This window comes from Paenibacillus sp. FSL W8-1187, from assembly GCF_037965485.1.
Lineage (GTDB): Bacteria > Bacillota > Bacilli > Paenibacillales > Paenibacillaceae > Paenibacillus_O > Paenibacillus_O pasadenensis.
On sequence record NZ_CP150181.1, the window covers coordinates 5,392,842 to 5,409,314 of the forward strand.

Below are 16,473 nucleotides of genomic sequence, written 5' to 3' on the forward strand. Positions count from 1 at the left end.
TCCGACAAGGGCTGGCAAGCCCCAATATCCGACATCGCCGAGCCCCTAGCCCGCCTGTCCTTCCTCGCCCCGCTCGTCCACCCGCAGCAGCAGCAGGCCGCTGGCCAGCAGCAGCGCCGAGCCCGCATAGAACATCAGGTCGAGCGTGAAGTAGTCGATCAGGAAGCCGCCCGCGATGACCGCTATCCCCGAAAACAAGGCGATGCCGGTCTGATAGCGGCCGATCTTCTCGCCTCGTCCGGGCTCTCCGTCGGTCAGATCGGCGAGCAGCGCCTTCTCGCAGGTGCGCTGCATCGCTCCGAACGCCCCCATCGCGATCTGCAGGGCGTATACCTGGGCGATGCTCGTGGCGAGCGGGAACAGCAGGAATAGTCCGGCCATCCCCCAGGAGCCGATCAGCAGCAGCGGCGTCCGGCCGAAGCGGTCGGACGAGCGGCCGAACCAGCCGTTCAGAAACGCCGAGCAGATCGTGAACAAGCCGTAGGCGATGCCGTATTCCGCGAAGCCGCCCCCGATCTCCTTGATCTGGATCAAGTAGAACGGAAAGACGATGCCCGAACCGAGCGTCATCGCGTTCTGCGACAGCATGACCCAGCGCAGCGCGCTCCGCTTCATCGGCTTCATCGGCGTCCTCCCCCTTCTTCGCTTCCATACTTGCCGTACCAGTCGTTCCAGAACAGGCTTCCCGGATCGTACCTCCGCTTGGCTGCCGCAAGCTCCGTCCATCCGGGGTAGCTCCGGCGGAACTGCTCCAGCGTCGCATAGGGCTGATAGGTCAAGTAATACGTGCCGCCGAGCGACTGGGCCAGTCCGATCATCCGCTGCGTCAGCCGCTCCAGCCGCTCGAGCCGGGCCGCGCTCCGCTTCTCGTTGATCAGCAGCACGAGCGCGGCCCGATCCTCCGAGGCGGTGTAGGACAGCGCCGACTCGCCGTTCTGCGGCATGTAGCGGACGGTGATGTTGACGACATTCAGCGGCTCCTCCCGCAGCAGCGCCCGCAGGCCGTCGACGAACGCCTCGTACCGGGAGAGCGGGACGAAATATTCCTGCAGCAGGTCGCTATGCTGCGCATCCCGATAGTCCAGGAAATCGCTCTCCGGCCGCATCGCGTTGTTGCGCGTGACGAGTCCGCCTTGCTCCGAGCGGAACAGCCGCTCCTGCAGGCTCCAGCTCAGGCTCTTGCCCCAATCGTGCTTGCGCTGCAGGCCGAACACGAAGCGCGTCAGCTCGACCGCCCGGTCCTGCTTGAGCTCCCGGTCCGCGCTCGCCAGCGGCAGCCCGGTCCGCCGGAACTCCGTCATGTACATCCGCTCGAGAAAATGCTCCGGCGCCGTCGACAGCCGCGCGATCAGCAGCCCCGTATCCGGCGAGCGGGCCGCCTGTTCGAACCGCTGCGGGAACTCGCGGTACGACAGCAGCGACGTGCGGGACTCGTACACCTCGTCCGCCGTCAGCTCCAGCGTCGCCTCGAGGATGACGCCGAGCACGCCGAAGCCGCCGATCGCCGCGCGGAACAGCTCCGGCCGCTCCTCCCGGCTCGCCGTCACGATGCTGCCGTCGGCCAGCAGCATCCGGATGGAGCGGACGGCGGCGATGAGCGGGCCTTCCGACGGGTCGCGGCCGTGGATATTGGCGCTCAGCGAGCCGCCGATCGTGAACAGATTCTGGGACTGCATGACGCGGACCGACAGGCCGAGCGGATTGACCGCCTCCTGGATGTCGGCCCACGTCGCGCCGGCCTGCGCCGTAACCGTCCGCGCCTGCTCGTCGACCGCGAGGATGCGGTCGTAGCGCTTCAGGTCGAGCACGACCGCTCCTTCATAAAAAGTCTGCCCGCCCATGCTGTGGCGCGTGCCGGCGATGCTGACCTTGCGGCCCTCGGCGGCCGCCTCCAGCACGGCCCGGCGGGCGTCGTCCGCGCTGCGGACCGTCACCGTCCGGTCCACGCGCGCGCTGACGACGCGCCCGACGTCGGTCGCCTGCTCGCCGCGGGGCTGAGCCGACCGGGCGTGCAGCGACAGCGACAGCAGCAGCGCGTAGACCGCGCAGGCGGCCAGCGCGAGGCGAAGCCTGCCGCGACGGCCCTTCATCCGCCGGCTTGCCCCGCTTCGAGCGCGAGGCTGCTCCGGTACTGGCCCGGCGTCATGCCGGTCCAGCGCTTGAACGCCCCGTGAAAAGCGCTCGGCTCCGAGAAGTGGAGCAGGTACGCCACCTCCGCCACGCTCAGCTCCTGCTTCGCCAAGTAGCGGAGCGCCAGCTTGCGGCGCATCTCCGCGGCGACGCCGGCGAACGTCGCCCCCTCTCGCTGCAGCCTGGCCTGCAGGCTGCGCGCGCTCATGCCGAGCGCCCGCGCGGCCGCGGGCAGCGCAGGCGGCGCGGCTCCGGTCCGCTCCAGCAGATAGCGGGTCAGCTCGCGCGTCGTCTCCTGGCCTTTTGCGAGCGAGTCCAGCATCCGGTCGGCCAGCGCCTGAAACTCCTGCCGCAGCCTCTCCTCCCGCGCCAGCACGGGCCAGTCCAGCACCTCGGCCGGCAGCCGGATCGCATCCTCCGCCGCCTCGAATTCCGGAGTCAGCCCGAACACGTCCCGGTACCGCTCCGGATCCGCCGCCGGCGCATGCCGGAACGACACCCCGGCCAGCTCGACCGGGCGGCCGACGAGCCGCAGCAGCGAGCGGCAGAGCGAGGCGACCATGTCCTCCGTGCAGTGGCGGGACGCCTCCAGCGCCGGGTCGTTCAGACGGAAGCGCAGCTCCGTCAGGCCGTTCTCCGCAGGCGCGGCCTTCAGCTCATAGCCGCTGCAGATCATTTCGTGATACTTGTTCATCGCCTGCACCGCTTTGCCGGCCGTGGCGCAGTGCTGCACGACATAGCCCGCCACGCCGAGATCGGCCAGCTCCATCGCAGCTCCCTGATGCAGCCCGAACAGCGGGTCGCCGGCGAAGCGCGCCGCCTCGTCCATGAGGCGCGCCATCTCCTCGTGCGCGATCCGGGCATCGCCTCGCCGCAGCAGCTCCGGATCCAGTCCGGCCTCCCGGCAGAAGCGCCCGGTATCGAGCCCGCGAGCGGCCATGCCGCGCACCGATGCGGCCAGCAGCGCCACCGTCATTCCGTTTTCCTTCATGCGGCACCTCCTTGCGCCTTTCGTCATCATCGCAGCGCCTTCGCTCACTGCGCGGCGCGTTACGGCCAGTTTATCATAGAATCAACCTCATCCTGGAAGAAAAAAGGAGAACTGCCCATGTCCCGCCGCATCGCTGTCATCATCGGCCATCCTGATTCGCAAAGCCTCTGCCACGCGCTGGCCGCCGCCTATATCCGCGAAGCCGAAGCGTCCGGCGCGCAGGTGAGCGTGCTCGACCTCGCTTCGCTGGCGTTCGAGCCGAACCTCCGCTACGGCTACCGCAAGCGCACCGAGCTGGAGCCGGATCTGCTGAATGCCCAGCAGACGCTGCTGAAGGCCGACCATACGGTCTGGATCTTCCCCATCTGGTGGGCTTCCATGCCTGCCGTGCTCAAGGGCTTTCTCGACCGCGCGCTGCTGCCCGGCTTCGCCTTCCGCTACGACGACAGCAAGCCGGTGCCGGTGAAGCTGCTGGGCGGCAGGAGCGGACGGATCATCGCCACGATGGACTCCCCGACTTGGTATTACCGAACCCTACTTCGGGATGCCGGCATTACCGTCATGAAAAAAGGCGTGCTGGAGTTCTGCGGCATCCGCCCGGTCGGCGTCACCCGCTTCGGCTCGATCCGCGGCTCAAGCGACGAGCGGCGAGCGAAAATGCTGGCCCAGGCCGAGCAGCTCGGGCGGGCGCAGAAGTGATGCCCCGCAGCGGCTGATCCTGGCTGCCCTGAAGGCAAAAAGCGTCCAGCCCCGCATGTCGATGCGGGGCTGGACGCTTTTTTCTTTTATCCGGCGAAGCCGAGCCGATCCAGCAAGCGCAGGATCAGCACCGCCGCTTGCGCGCGGTCGGCCTTGCCTTGCGGATCCAGCTCGCCGCTGCCGGTGCCGGACATCAGGCCGAGCTGCGTCAGCGCGGAAACCGGCTCCTGCGCCCAGCTCGAGACGGCAGCGGCATCGCGGTAAGCGGACAGCGCCGCAGCATCTGCCGCTGCCGGCTGGCCCGCATAGGCCAGCGCCTTGGCGACCATGACCGCCATCTGCTCCCGCGTGACGAGCGCCTGCGGAGCGAAGCTCTCGGCGGAGACGCCGTTCACGAGGCCGGCACGCACGGCAGAGGCGAGATCGCCCGCATACCAGGCTTGGTCCGGCACATCGCCGAAGCCGGAGCGCTCCGCCGGCTCGGCCAGGCCGAGCGCGCGAGCCAGCATCGCCGCGAACTCCGCGCGCGTGACCGCCTGGTTCGGCGCGAATCGGCCTTCCCCGACTCCGCTCGAGATGCCGAGGCGGGCCAGGCGGTTCAGGTCGGCCTGCGCCCAGTGGCCCGCCAGATCCTTGAACGCCGCATCGGACCGGATCAGCCCGTAGACGCTGTCATGCGGCGACAACAGCGTGATCCGTCCGTTCTCGTTTCGCAGCGGGATGAACCGCAGCTGTCCGGTGCGCTCATCCAAATAGAAGGCGGACCAGCCGCTTTCCGTCGAAGGCGGCACGAGCGTCCGCTCGATATACGTTCCGGCATGGTCGCCGGCGCTCTTGCCGTCGATCCGCAGCGAGAACTCCGCCATCGGACCGAGGCTGCGGCCGGAAGCGCCTGCTGCGCGAGCCGCCTGAGCGGCCGCTTCCGACGAAGGAACGCCGATCACGACCGTTACGACAGCCTCGCTGCTCAGCCCGGCAAGACGGGAGACCGGCAGCCTGTAGCTCGCCGAGCCTTTCTCGACGATGAGCTCGACAGCCGCGCCGGCCGTCAGCTTCTGCAGCGCTCCGGCCGGGAAGACCAGCTCGGCAAGCTCGCTCGTCGCCTCGAGGCGCAGCGTCAGGCTCCTTCCCTCAGCGGCGGCCATCCAGGCCGCGAGCTGCTCCGAGCTGACAAGGAAGCGGGTCGATTGCCGTCCGTCCGTCAGCGGTACGTCCTGTTTCTCCATTGCCGCCGGCTGGCCGTTCACCATGAGAACCGCGTCCGCGCCGGGAGTCGGAGCTGGCGTCGGGCTCGGGCTCGCCGTTCCCGGCGTTGGCGTCGGCGTTGGCGTTGGCGTCGGGCTCGGCGTCGGTGTTGGCGTCGGAGCTGGCGTCGGTGTTGGCGATGGCTCCGGCGTTGGAACGGCCGCCCACTTCGCATGCAGCTCCAGCGCGCCCGTCACCGCCGCATTAAAATCATACGCCTGCTTCAGCTCCGCGTCCGTGTACCAGCCGCCGAACGTGTAGCCCGTTCGCATCGGATCGCTTGGCTTAACGACCTTGCCCCCGTGATCCACTTCCAGCGCCGGAACCGCGCTGCCTCCATGGCTGTCGAAGCTCACCGCGTACTGGTTCAGCGTCCACTTCGCATGCAGCTCCAGCGCACTCGTTACTGCGGCGTTGAAGTCATACGCCTGCTTCAGCTCTGCGTCCATGTACCAGCCCCCGAACGTGTAGCCCGTCCGTGTCGGATCGGCCGGCTTCACAGCTTTCGATCCGTGATCGACGTCGAGCTTCGCGACCGCGCTGCCTCCGTGGCTGTCGAAGCTCACCGCGTACTGGTTCAGCGTCCACTTCGCATGCAACTCCAGCGGGCCCGTCACCGCCGCATTAAAATCATACGCCTGCTTCAGCTCTGCGTCCGTGTACCAGCCCCCGAACGTGTAGCCCGTTCGCGTCGGGTCGGCCGGCTTGCCGACCTTGCCGCCGTGATCCACTTCCAGCGCCGGAACCGCGCTGCCTCCGTGGCTGTCGAAGCTCACCGCATACTGGTTCAGCGTCCACTTCGCATGCAGCTCCAGCGGGCCCGTCACCGCCGCATTAAAATCATACACCTGCTTCAGCTCTGCGTCCGTGTACCAGCCCCCGAACGTGTAGCCCGTCCGCGTCGGATCGCTCGGCTTGCCGACCTTGCCGCCGTGATCCACGTCCAGCGCCGGAATCGCGCTGCCTCCGTGGCTGTCGAAGCTCACCGCATACTGGTTCAGTGTCCACCTCGCATGCAACTGAAGCTCACCCGTCACCTCGGCGTCAAAATCATACGCCTGCTTCAGCTCCGCGTCCGTATACCAGCCCCCGAACGTGTAGCCCGTTCGCGTCGGATCGCTCGGCTTGCCGGCCTTGCCGCCGTGATCCACGTCCAGCGCCGGAACGGCGCTGCCTCCTTGGCTGTCGAAGCTCACGGCGTACTGGTTCAGCGTCCACTTCGCATGCAGCTCCAGCGCGCCCGTCACCTCAGCGTCGAAGTCATACGCCTGCTTCAGCTCTGCGTCCATGTACCAGCCCCCGAACGTGTAGCCCGTTCGCGTCGGATCGCTTGGCTTCGCGGCTTTGCCGCCATGGTCCACGTCCAGCGCCGGAACCGCGCTGCCTCCTTGGCTGTCGAAGCTCACCGCGTACTGGTTCAGCGTCCACTTCGCATGCAGCTCCAGCGCACCCGTCACCTCGGCGTCAAAATCATACGCCTGCTTCAGTTCCGCCTCCGTGTACCAGCCGCCGAACGTGTAACCCGTTCGCGTCGGATCGCTTGGCTTCGCGGCTTTGGCGCCATGATCCACGTCCAGCGCCGGAACCGCGCTGCCTCCATGGCTGTCGAAGCTCACCGCATACTGATTCAGCGTCCACTTCGCATGCAGCTCCAGCGGGCCCGTCACTGCCGCATTAAAATCATACGCCTGCTTCAGCTCCGCGTCCGTGTACCAGCCCCCGAACGTATAGCCCGTCCGCGTAGGGTCGCTCGGCTTCACGGCTTTCCCTCCGGCCGGCACCGTCTGCGATGCGACCGTACTGCCTCCATGGCTGTCGAAAGCCACGACCGCGCTTGTTTCGATGCGGAAGGTGATCGTCGCCGCGTTGCCGACCGCGTCGGTCACGACGAGCGTATACGTCCCATCTGCCGACACCGGCTGGCCGCTCGTCCAGAGCGCCCCGTTGAGCGTCGCCGTGCCTTCCGTGAACACCGGCGTCACCGGGACGTTGTAGGAGCCCCCATCCTTCACGCCTGTCACGATTGGAGGCGTCATGTCGATGCTGAAGGTGAGCCTGGTCTGCGACGTTCCATGCAGCGAACGCACATCCAGCACATGGGAGCCTTCGCCCGACTCCACATGGCCGTTCGGAATCTGCCGGCCGTCTAGCGTCGCCGTACCGCTGTCGAACGCAATCGTCACGGGCCGGCTGTACGAGGCGCCGTTCGTCACGCCGGTCACGACCGGCGCCGGCTCCGCACTTACGTTCAGCTGGACGAGCGCATCCGTGCTGCTGCCTTCCGAGTTGGAGGCGCGGTAAAGGAATGAGTCCCCTCCGACAAAGCCCATCCTCGGCTGATAGATGAAGGTTCCGTCGGGGCGCAGCGTCAGCGTTCCGTTCGATGGAGGCTTGCTCACCGCCGCCCGGTTGGCTCCGCTGTCATTGGCGAGCACGCTGACGCTGGACGCAAAGGCCGGCGCCGCTCTAAAGCTGAAGCTGTCTCCTGCCGCCAGCGGCGCGGAGCCCCCCCTCGCGAACCGGATAAATGCCCGTCTCCGCCAGGTAAGCCGGAAACGGCAGCTTGCCTCTCAGGTCAGGAAGCTGGAAGATCCGGATGCCGTCGCCTCCGAAGCGGGCGTACAGCACGGAAAAGAGCGCCTCGTTTTCCGATATCTGAATTGTCTGCCCGACGGCCTGCGGCCATCTGGCAGCGCCGGCATGCATCGACACCATGCCCATGTAGGCTAACTCCTGCGGATACGTAGAAACTTGCGGGTCGGGAAAGCCGCCCTTGTGAGCGACCAGCACCTTCACTCCATCGACATCCGCCACATTCGGAAGAGCGAACGTCGAGCTGCCGTCCCCTCCGTAGGTCGTGCCGACAAGCGAGTACAGGGCGGAGTGCTCGCGTATGGCCAGCGTGCCGCCATTGGCGCTGAGAAAGCCCCCCGGGGCGAAGCTGCCGGCGAATAGAACGGCCTCGCCGATGTTCACTCCGATCTGACCCGGCATATCCGCCGTTTCATCGCGATTGGGGAAAGCGCCTCTCACGGCGATATAATAACCCACTCCGCCCATCGGATCCTCGTCCCGAAGATCCGGGAGCGCGAATGTCGATTTCCCGTCGCCTCCATAATTAGTCCCCAGCAAGCTGAACAAAGCGGTATTCGACTGTATGCTCAACAGCCGGCCATCGCAATACGTCCAGCCTCGCGGCGCGAAATCAGTCGCGAACAGCGCGACCTGCCCGAGCATCGGCTCGATTCCAGAAGCGGCATTGGCCTTTGGCGGCGCAGGCAGCAGCCCGCCCCCCAGCGCGATCAATACGGCCATCGCCAGGACAAGCGTTCGGCGCAGGAGCGCCGGCATCGGCAACAATATCACAATCAGATTCCCCCATGGATCATAATGAATGCTTTCTCTACTCTACTACAGCATTCATTCCAAAAAAATGCAATTTCTAGTTTTGCCAAACGCGCTATCGCGGCCGCGACACATTCCGGTTACCCGCCTCGCGGAAGCGCCACGGATAGTCCCGCGCCTCGCCGCTATTGCCGATGCCGACCCGCGGGCCGGCCACGATCTCTCCCGGCTCGCGCCCGGCCGCGACGAACAGCGGCCGCACCCACATCGCATGGCCGTAATCGGCCATCGTAATGCCGAGCGCCCGCGACAGCTTGCCCGGTCCGCTGGCCAGCTCATGCGGCCGGAGGCCGAGGCCGCGCCTGCGCGCCATCAGCTCCAGCCCCTCGCACGGCTCCAGCGCCCGGATGAGCACGCCTTGCGGACATCCCGCCTGCTCGCTGACGATGTTGAGCAGGCAATGCGTGTGCATCACATGCGCATAAGCATGTCCCGGCTCGCCGAACATGACCTCCGTGCGCTTCGTACGGCGGCCGCCGTAGCTGTGCGCCGCCCGGTCGTCCGGGCCGCAATAGGCTTCCGTCTCGACGATCCAGCCGGCCGCCCTCCCCTCCGGCGTCTCCTTGACGAGCGCCATGCCGATGAGCGCCCGCGCCAGCGCAAGCGTCGGCCGGCGGAAAAAGTCCTGATCGACCGGCATCCATTCCATGCGCGTCCTCTCCTTCTCCGATCTGCCATGAATCTGCCTTTATTTTACCCGCGAGGGGTGGGTAAGAGGGGGCTTTTCTGATACAATAACGAAAAATTCACTCAGAGTAGGGGATCGATATGGAGTACATCAGCACGAGAGGGAAAGTGTCCGGGGTCGGCTTCGTCGACGCCATCCTGATGGGACTGGCCGACGACGGCGGCCTGCTGGTGCCGGCCCGCCTGCCGCAGCTGTCCGAGGCTGCGCTCAAGCAGTGGCAGGAGCTTCGCTACCAAGAGCTCGCCCTTGAGATCTTCTCCCTGTTCATCGGGGACGAAATTCCGCGCGCGGAGCTCAAGCAGCTCGTGGACGACAGCTACGCCACGTTCCGCGACGAGGACGTGACGCCGGTGCGCGGGCTGCGGGACGGCCTGGACGTGCTGGAGCTGTTCCACGGCCCGACGTTCGCGTTCAAGGACGTGGCGCTGCAGTTCCTCGGCAACCTGTACCGCTACGTCGCGGCCAAGACCGGCTCGACGATCCATATCCTCGGCGCGACGTCCGGCGACACCGGCGCCTCGGCGATCGAGGGCGTGCGCGGCAAGGAAGGCATCTCCATCTGCATCCTCCATCCGCACGGCAAGGTCAGCCGGGTGCAGGAGCTGCAGATGACGACGATCGACGACGCCAACGTGCTCAACCTGGCGATCGACGGCACGTTCGACGACGGCCAGCGCATCATCAAGGAGCTGTTCGCCGACGTGGACTTCAAGCACCGCTACCACCTGCGCGCGATCAACTCCATCAACATCGCCCGCATCCTCGCGCAGACGGTCTACTACTTCTACGCCTACCTGCAGCTGGCGAAGCGCGGACATGCCGGCCCGGTCAGCTTCAGCGTGCCGACGGGCAACTTCGGCGACATCTTCGCCGGCTACCTCGCCAAGCGCATGGGCCTGCCGGTCGACCGCCTCATCCTCGCGACCAACGAGAACAACATCCTCGCCCGCTTCGTCGCCGAGGGCGTGTATCAGCCGGGCGAGTTCCGCGGCACGCACAGCCCGTCGATGGACATCCAGGTCGCGAGCAACTTCGAGCGCTACCTGTTCTATCTCTATGGCGAGGACGCCGCGAGCGTCGCCGGGCTGATGGAGCAGTTCAAGCAGCAAGGCTCCCTTTCGATTCCGGCCGACAAGCTCGCCGCCGTGCAGGCGGATTTCTCCGCCCATGCGGTCGGCAACGAGGAATGCCTCGACACGATCGCCCGCTACCATCGCGACACCGGCTATCTGCTCGATCCGCATACGGCCTGCGGCGTCGCAGCCGCCGACCGCATCGCTCCGGCGAGCCCGGTCGTCGCGCTGGCGACGGCGCATCCGGCCAAGTTCGACGAGTCGATCCGGCTGGTCGGCATCGAGCAGACGTACCCGCCGCAGATCGCGGAGCTGTTCGAGCGCCCGACGTATGTCGAGCTGTCGCCGGCGGACGCGGACGCGATCGCAGACCGGCTGAAGACTTTCTTCGAGTAAACGAGAGTAGCCCGATCCCAAGCCCCGGCAGCGAATGCCGGGGCTTTTTGGCGAGCTTTTTCCTTCGGCCACATAATCCCCGGCTGCGCTGCCTACCCTATGGATATCCTCGTTCTGCCATAAAGGAGGCTTTGCATGTCGTTCGACTGGGTTTGGAAATCCGCTTTTCTCGTGCTCGTAGGCATCGTCCTGCTGCGTGCCGCCGGCCGCAAGCCGCTGTCGCAGATGAGCATCGCGCCAGCCGTCATCATGATCTCGATCGGCACGACGATCGTGCAGCCGATCGCCAACCACCACCTCTGGATCGCCATCGGCTCCGCCGTGATGTTCATCCTTACGCTGCTGGCCGTCGACTGGCTGGAGCTCAAGTCGAACCGGTTCGAGCGGCTCGTCCGGGGCGGCTCCAAGATCATCATCGAGAACGGCCAGATCCACGAGGCGAACCTGCGCAAGCTGCGCCACTCCGTCGATCAGATCGAGATGCAGCTGCGCAACCTCGGCATCTCCAGCCTGAGCGAGATCGAGCGGGCGACGCTGGAGCCGAACGGCCTGCTCGGCTACCAGCTGACGCGCCGGGCGCGCCCGGCGACCGTCGGCGACCTGGAGGACCTGCTGCTGAAGCATCTGCCTGCGGCGGCCGGACCGGCCGAGCTGTTCGACGAAGTGTCCCGCCAGGGCCACGGCACCCGCGCCGTCGATTCGAAGCTGCAATAGGCGGGCGAGAGCTCCTGCCGTCTAAGCAGGCGGCGATAGGAGCAAGAGAGGAAATGCATCCAAAACGCCCCTGTTGGCTACCGGCGTAGAATGCTATTTCACTCGGCCTGAAAAGGAGCAAACAACAAAAAGAAATCCGACGCTTTTAAGAAAAGCGTGGGGTTCTTGACAATTTGAGTAAGCCAATCAATATATATTGTTTGTTATATCCTAACGATGGGCATTATGATGATTACTTTTTCAAGTTGAACCTTTTTAACTTGTTATCTTCCACGAACTCCGTCTCGCTTCTGGCTTCTGCAGAGAGCGAAGGTTCCAACGGCGTTAGGACGCGCTGATGCCGTCGAACCGCGCTCCCTAAAGGCAAAAATGACGTTAGCACGCGCTCATGCCGTCGAACCGCGCTCCCTAAAGGCAAAAATGACGTTAGCACGCGCTGATGCCGACGAACCGCGCTCTCTAAAGGCAAAAATGACGTTAGCACGCGCTCATGTCGACGAACGCTCGTACACCTAATTCATTACGGCCGCATGCGGTCTCGATTCTTCTCTACGAATCGCTCCCAATGATGGTTCTCATCGAAAAATCTCACTCCATTGCCTGAAAAGATATCCTTTCTTTAATATCGAAAAAAGCGCATCGTCCCCTTCCGGGAACGATGCGCTTTTTTTGCGAAATCAGGCGCTCTTGATCTCCAGCACCTTGTATTGGATCTTGCCCATCGGCGCGTCGACCTCGACGGTATCGCCGACCCGCTTGCCGATCAGCGTCTTGCCGAGCGGGCTCTCGTACGAGATCTTGCCGTCGATGACGTCGGCCTCGGCCGGCGCCACGATGCGGTACTGCAGCTTCTCGTCGAACTCCTGATCGAGCAGCGAGACGAGGGAGCCGACGGTCACCTTGGACGTATCGGAGCTGTCGGCGACACGCGCCTTCTTGAGCATCGCCTGGATCTGCAGAATGCGCGTCTCCATGAATGCCTGGTCTTCCTTGGCGGAGTGGTACTCGCTGTTCTCCTTGAGGTCGCCGTAGCTGATCGCCGTCTTGATCCGCTGCGCCAGCTCGCGGCGCTTCGGACCCTTCAGGTCTTCCAGCTCCGCCTCCAGCTTGGCCAGTCCCTCGGCCGTCAGGATTATTTCTTCATTCGCCATGATCGTTCTCTCCTATCGGGTCGCATATGCCCTCTAGTGTATCACAATCGAGCCGGACCATGCTGAGCGGCGGCCCCGACGCGGCAGAGGACGGGCGAATTTCCTCAAGCCGTCGGCGCTCCGGTCCGGCCGGCGCCGGAGCCCTCCCGGGTCGAAGCTCCTTGCTCCAGCGTCGCGATCAGGCGATGGCGGCCTCGCAGCGGCCGGTAGCCGAGGCGGCGGTTGATCGCCAGCATCGGGACGTTGAGCGAGTCGTTGTCCGTCCGCAAATAGCGGGCCCCGGCGCGCAGCGCGAGGCGGATCGACAGCAGCTTGAGCGCGCGGGCGATGCCGCGGCCGCGATATTCCCGCGCGACGCCGGTATACTCGTGGTACATGCCGCCGGAATCCTCGTTGTAGATGACGTTGCAGATGCCGACGAGACGCTCTCCGTCCATCGCCACGAGCACCCGCGCCGGCGCGTAGCCCTCCACCTGCAGGCCCCACTTGAGCCATTCCCCGTAGGGCATCGTCTCGCCGAGGAAGCCGGGGATGTCCGTATAGGTCGACGTGCACAGCTCATGCAGCCGCCGCAGCGTCTCCTCTCCCGGAGGCAGGTCCGCCAGCGAGGCAAAAGCGATGCCCTCCTCCTCCAGCCGCTCGATGATCATCCTGTCCTCCGGCTGCGAAGGGTCCTGGCCGTCCGTCAGATCGAGCACCGACTGCCACGAGCGCCGCTCCGTCTCGAACCCTCCGCGGCGCGCGAAGGCAATCGCCCGCTCGTCATCGTCCCAGCATTCGCTGAGCAGCGTGTCCGCGCCGGCTTCTCGCGCCCACTCGCGGGAGCTCCGGGTCAGCTCCGCGCCGATGCCCTGTCCATGCGCGTCGGCGGCGACGAGCACGAAGTGGTTCACCATGCCCGGCGGCGTCCAGGGCGCGCGCCAGATCGTCGAGTAGCCGACGAGCCGTCCGTCCTCCGCCTCGGCCACCTGGCGCAGCCGATCGTAGCCCGCGAGCTTGCCTTCCTCGTTTCGATGCAGCTGTCCCTGTTCGTACATCTTGCGGTCTTCCTCGGCCAGCCCCTCCGCCGTCGTCGGCTCCGCCAGCCACTCGTTCCACAGCGCGGCCATGCCGTCGTAATCGTCCGGCAGCCTTGGCGCCCGAATCTTCGTCCCGATCAATGGCGTTCCTCCCTGTCCCTGTCCCTGTCCCTGTCCGCCTGTCGGCGTCCTTGATGACTCCATTATGGAAGCCTGCCGCAGGCCCGGTAAAGGGAGGAAACGGATATAGCCAAAGAAGGGCTGCCCCGTCCCGTCCGCAAAGGACGTTCGGGGCAGCCCTGGAGGCCGTGATGCGCCTACACGCCGGCAGCGGCCGGCTCCTTGCCCTCGCCGCCGCGCAGCTGCTTGCTGCGCAGCTGGCCGCAGGCGGCGTCGATGTCGGCGCCGTGCTCGAGCCGCACGCTGACGCTGACGCCGTTTTTCTTGAGCACGTCGTAGAAGCCGTCGATCGCCTCCTGCGTGCTGCGCCGATACTGGCTATGCTCGTCGACCGGATTGTACGGAATGAGGTTGACGTTGGCCAGCCGGAGCAGCTGCGGGCGGGAGCGGACGAGCTCGGCGAGCTGCTGCGCTTCCTCGCGGCGGTCGTTCACGTCCGCCAGCAGGATGTACTCCAGCGTGATGCGGCGGCGCGTGCGCTCGAGGTAGTAGTCGATGCTGTCAAGCAGCTTCGCGATCGGGTACGCCTTGTTGATCTTCATGATGCGCGTGCGCAGCTCGTCATTGGGGGCATGAAGCGACACGGCGAGGTTCGCCGGCACGCCGCTGTCCGCGAACTCGCGGATTTTGGCCGTCAGGCCGCTCGTCGACACGGTGATGTGGCGCGGGCCGATGGCGAGGCCCTTCGGATGCTGGACGATCGCGAGGAAGTCCATCAGATGCGCGTAGTTGTCGAAGGGCTCGCCGATGCCCATGACGACGATATGGCTCACCCGCTGGCCATGCCCCGCATCGTCGAGGAACAGCTGCACGCGCATGATCTGCTCGGCGATCTCGCTGGCCGTCAGATCGCGGCTCTTGGCGAGCAGCCCGCTCGCGCAGAAGCTGCAGCCGATGTTGCAGCCGACCTGCGTCGTCACGCAGACGCTGAGGCCGAACTTATGCTTCATCAGCACCGTCTCGATCAGGTTGCCATCCTGCAGGCGGAACAGGAACTTCACCGTCCCGTCCACCGACTCCTGGCGCGTATGCTCCTCCAGCGTGCCGATCGCAAACGACGCCTCCAGCAGCCGCGCGACCTCCGGCTTGACGCCGGCCGCCTCCATGCCCGCGAAGTCGCGCACCCGCTTGCGGTAGAGGCTCTCCCACGCCTGCATCGCGTGGAACTTGCGGTGTCCCCGCTCGCCGAGCCAAGCCTCCAGCCCATCCAAAGTGAATCCATACAGGGAAGTCATCGTTCCATTCCTCTTTTCTGAGACTGACAATCATTGTCATTTATAATAATTGCAACCATGTAAGAATTGAGTTAATATAATAATTAATCTAATTTAGATCCGAGGGCGCCGGACAGCGGCGGCTGCCGTGCTCCGCACCCCGGATCCGGAAAGGTCGCGACCCCCATGCCAGACTATCATCACCTGGAGCATGTCAAAACGCAATCCCGTTCCAAGCGCACGCTCTGGATCACGCTGCTGCTGACCTTTTTCTTCACGATCGTGGAAATCGTCGGCGGCCTGCTGTCGAACTCGCTCGCGCTGCTCTCCGACTCCGCTCATATGATCTCCGACGTCATCGCGCTCGGCCTCAGCATGACCGCCATCTACATGGCGTCGCGCCAGCCGGACTCGCGCTATACGTTCGGCTATCTGCGCTTCGAGATCATCGCCTCGTTCCTGAACGGGCTGGCGCTGGCCGCGATCTCCGTCGGCATCCTGATCGAGGGCGTCCGCCGCTTCCTGCGGCCGGAGCCGATCGACTTCGGCCTCATGCTCGGCATCGCCTCGATCGGGCTCGTCGTCAACATCGTGCTGACGATCGTGCTCAGCCGCAGCATGAAGGAGGAAGACAACCTGAACGTGCGCAGCGCGCTCTGGCACTTCATCGGCGACCTGCTCAGCTCGATCGGCGTCATCGCCTCCGCGCTGCTCATCCTCTGGACCGGGCGCGTCTGGTTCGACCCGCTCGTCAGCCTCGTCATCGCGGGCATCATCTTCGCCGGCGGCGCGCGCATCACGCGCGAGGCGTACCTCGTGCTGATGGAGTCCGTGCCGGGAGGCTTCGATCTCGAGGAGATCCGCCGGGCGATCCGCGCCGTCGAGGGCGTCGAGGACGTGCACGAGATGCATCTGTGGGCCGTGTCGACCGAGCACTACTCCCTGACCGCGCATGTGTTCGCCGACGAGCGCATCCAGCCCCACTGCATCATTCTAGCCATCAACGACACGCTTCAAAAGAACTTCGGCATCTCCCACTCCACCGTGCAGATCGAGCATGCCCGCATCCATCCGCATGGCGAATACGGCGCCGCGTTCCTGCAGCGCAAGCGGCTCGGCCTGCGCTCGAGCGGCCGGCGCGTCTAGCGGGGCTCCGCAAGCGCGGCGGCCGCCGCAGCCAGCCTCACGTCCATTTGGAAGCCCAGAGCTTCATTTCCCGGATGATCTGATGCAGATCCTCGCCCTTGGGCGTCAGCGTATACTCGACCGTGACCGGCACGGTCGGGTATACCTTGCGTTCAAGCACGCCCTTCTGCTCCATATGGCGTAGCGTGCTCGTGAGCGCGCGCGGGCTGACGGCCGGGATGAGCCGCTGCAGCTCGCCGAAGCGGCGCGTGCCGACGAACAGCTCCCGCAGGACGAGAAAGGCCCATTTGCCGCCGATGACGTCCAGCGTCTTTTCGATGTTGCAGTTGATCACGTCGGGCTTTTTCGGTACATAGTTGTTGGCAGCCAAGTCGAACGTCTCCTTCTCGTAAGCTAGTAACCTCAAGTATAGTAGATAACCC

Annotated in this window: 14 protein-coding genes; 4 read left to right on the forward strand and 10 right to left on the reverse strand. The window is 65.3% G+C overall.

Annotated elements, in window-relative coordinates; translation table 11 throughout:
* Window positions 1-45: 45 nt before the first annotated feature.
* From NYE40_RS23250 to NYE40_RS23260, 3 genes are read right to left on the reverse strand one after another with little or no spacing between them, the layout of a single operon-like run.
* Window positions 46-624, reverse strand: a complete 579-nt coding sequence (locus tag NYE40_RS23250; RefSeq protein ID WP_052333204.1) for an MFS transporter — start codon at window positions 622-624, stop codon at window positions 46-48.
* Window positions 621-2,090 carry an FAD-binding oxidoreductase gene (locus NYE40_RS23255; RefSeq protein WP_043111301.1) on the reverse strand — a complete coding sequence of 490 codons (1,470 nt, stop codon included), beginning with the start codon at window positions 2,088-2,090 and terminating at the stop codon, window positions 621-623. The genes NYE40_RS23250 and NYE40_RS23255 overlap by 4 nt, the downstream gene beginning before the upstream one ends.
* The gene (locus tag NYE40_RS23260; RefSeq protein ID WP_028598828.1) at window positions 2,087-3,121 is read right to left on the reverse strand and encodes an AraC family transcriptional regulator; all 1,035 of its coding nucleotides are present in this window, start codon (window positions 3,119-3,121) and stop codon (window positions 2,087-2,089) included. The genes NYE40_RS23255 and NYE40_RS23260 overlap by 4 nt, the downstream gene beginning before the upstream one ends.
* 117 nt (window positions 3,122-3,238) lie before the next feature.
* Here NYE40_RS23260 and NYE40_RS23265 point away from each other — a divergent pair, with 117 nt between their 5' ends.
* Complete coding sequence (locus NYE40_RS23265) at window positions 3,239-3,820, forward strand: NAD(P)H-dependent oxidoreductase (RefSeq protein ID WP_339279029.1); 582 nt, start codon at window positions 3,239-3,241, stop codon at window positions 3,818-3,820.
* Window positions 3,821-3,906: 86 nt separating this feature from the next.
* Here the strand turns inward: NYE40_RS23265 and NYE40_RS23270 are convergent, their stop codons facing one another.
* The 3 genes from NYE40_RS23270 to NYE40_RS23280 form a co-directional block, all read right to left on the reverse strand.
* Window positions 3,907-7,590, reverse strand: a complete 3,684-nt coding sequence (locus NYE40_RS23270; protein WP_339280103.1) for an InlB B-repeat-containing protein — start codon at window positions 7,588-7,590, stop codon at window positions 3,907-3,909.
* Window positions 7,532-8,380 (reverse strand): tail fiber protein, encoded by an 849-nt coding sequence (locus NYE40_RS23275; RefSeq protein WP_127464585.1) that lies wholly within the window; start codon window positions 8,378-8,380, stop codon window positions 7,532-7,534. The genes NYE40_RS23270 and NYE40_RS23275 overlap by 59 nt, the downstream gene beginning before the upstream one ends.
* Window positions 8,381-8,525: 145 nt before the next feature.
* Complete coding sequence (locus NYE40_RS23280; protein ID WP_028600217.1) at window positions 8,526-9,119, reverse strand: DNA-3-methyladenine glycosylase; 594 nt, start codon at window positions 9,117-9,119, stop codon at window positions 8,526-8,528.
* Window positions 9,120-9,238: 119 nt separating this feature from the next.
* Here NYE40_RS23280 and thrC point away from each other — a divergent pair, with 119 nt between their 5' ends.
* Together thrC and NYE40_RS23290 are read left to right on the forward strand one after the other, a co-directional pair.
* Window positions 9,239-10,627 carry a threonine synthase gene (thrC, locus tag NYE40_RS23285; protein ID WP_028600216.1) on the forward strand — a complete coding sequence of 463 codons (1,389 nt, stop codon included), beginning with the start codon at window positions 9,239-9,241 and terminating at the stop codon, window positions 10,625-10,627.
* A 135-nt stretch (window positions 10,628-10,762) separates the two neighbouring features.
* Window positions 10,763-11,341 (forward strand): YetF domain-containing protein, encoded by a 579-nt coding sequence (locus NYE40_RS23290; RefSeq protein WP_028600215.1) that lies wholly within the window; start codon window positions 10,763-10,765, stop codon window positions 11,339-11,341.
* 677 nt (window positions 11,342-12,018) lie between these two features.
* On the opposite strand, the gene greA is transcribed toward NYE40_RS23290, so the two are convergent.
* The 3 genes from greA to rlmN all read right to left on the reverse strand — a co-directional run bounded on the left by greA (window position 12,019) and on the right by rlmN (window position 14,926).
* Window positions 12,019-12,492, reverse strand: a complete 474-nt coding sequence (gene greA, locus NYE40_RS23295) for a transcription elongation factor GreA (RefSeq protein WP_028600214.1) — start codon at window positions 12,490-12,492, stop codon at window positions 12,019-12,021.
* Window positions 12,493-12,596: 104 nt separating this feature from the next.
* A complete protein-coding gene (locus tag NYE40_RS23300) occupies window positions 12,597-13,652 on the reverse strand; it encodes a GNAT family N-acetyltransferase (RefSeq protein ID WP_052333527.1) in 1,056 nt (351 codons plus the stop codon).
* Between the two features lie 176 nt (window positions 13,653-13,828).
* Complete coding sequence (gene rlmN / locus NYE40_RS23305; protein ID WP_339279030.1) at window positions 13,829-14,926, reverse strand: 23S rRNA (adenine(2503)-C(2))-methyltransferase RlmN; 1,098 nt, start codon at window positions 14,924-14,926, stop codon at window positions 13,829-13,831.
* 165 nt (window positions 14,927-15,091) lie between these two features.
* Here rlmN and NYE40_RS23310 point away from each other — a divergent pair, with 165 nt between their 5' ends.
* Window positions 15,092-16,051 carry a cation diffusion facilitator family transporter gene (locus NYE40_RS23310; protein ID WP_028600213.1) on the forward strand — a complete coding sequence of 320 codons (960 nt, stop codon included), beginning with the start codon at window positions 15,092-15,094 and terminating at the stop codon, window positions 16,049-16,051.
* Between the two features lie 37 nt (window positions 16,052-16,088).
* Here the strand turns inward: NYE40_RS23310 and NYE40_RS23315 are convergent, their stop codons facing one another.
* Window positions 16,089-16,421 carry a helix-turn-helix domain-containing protein gene (locus NYE40_RS23315; RefSeq protein ID WP_244912694.1) on the reverse strand — a complete coding sequence of 111 codons (333 nt, stop codon included), beginning with the start codon at window positions 16,419-16,421 and terminating at the stop codon, window positions 16,089-16,091.
* Window positions 16,422-16,473 lie beyond the last annotated feature (52 nt).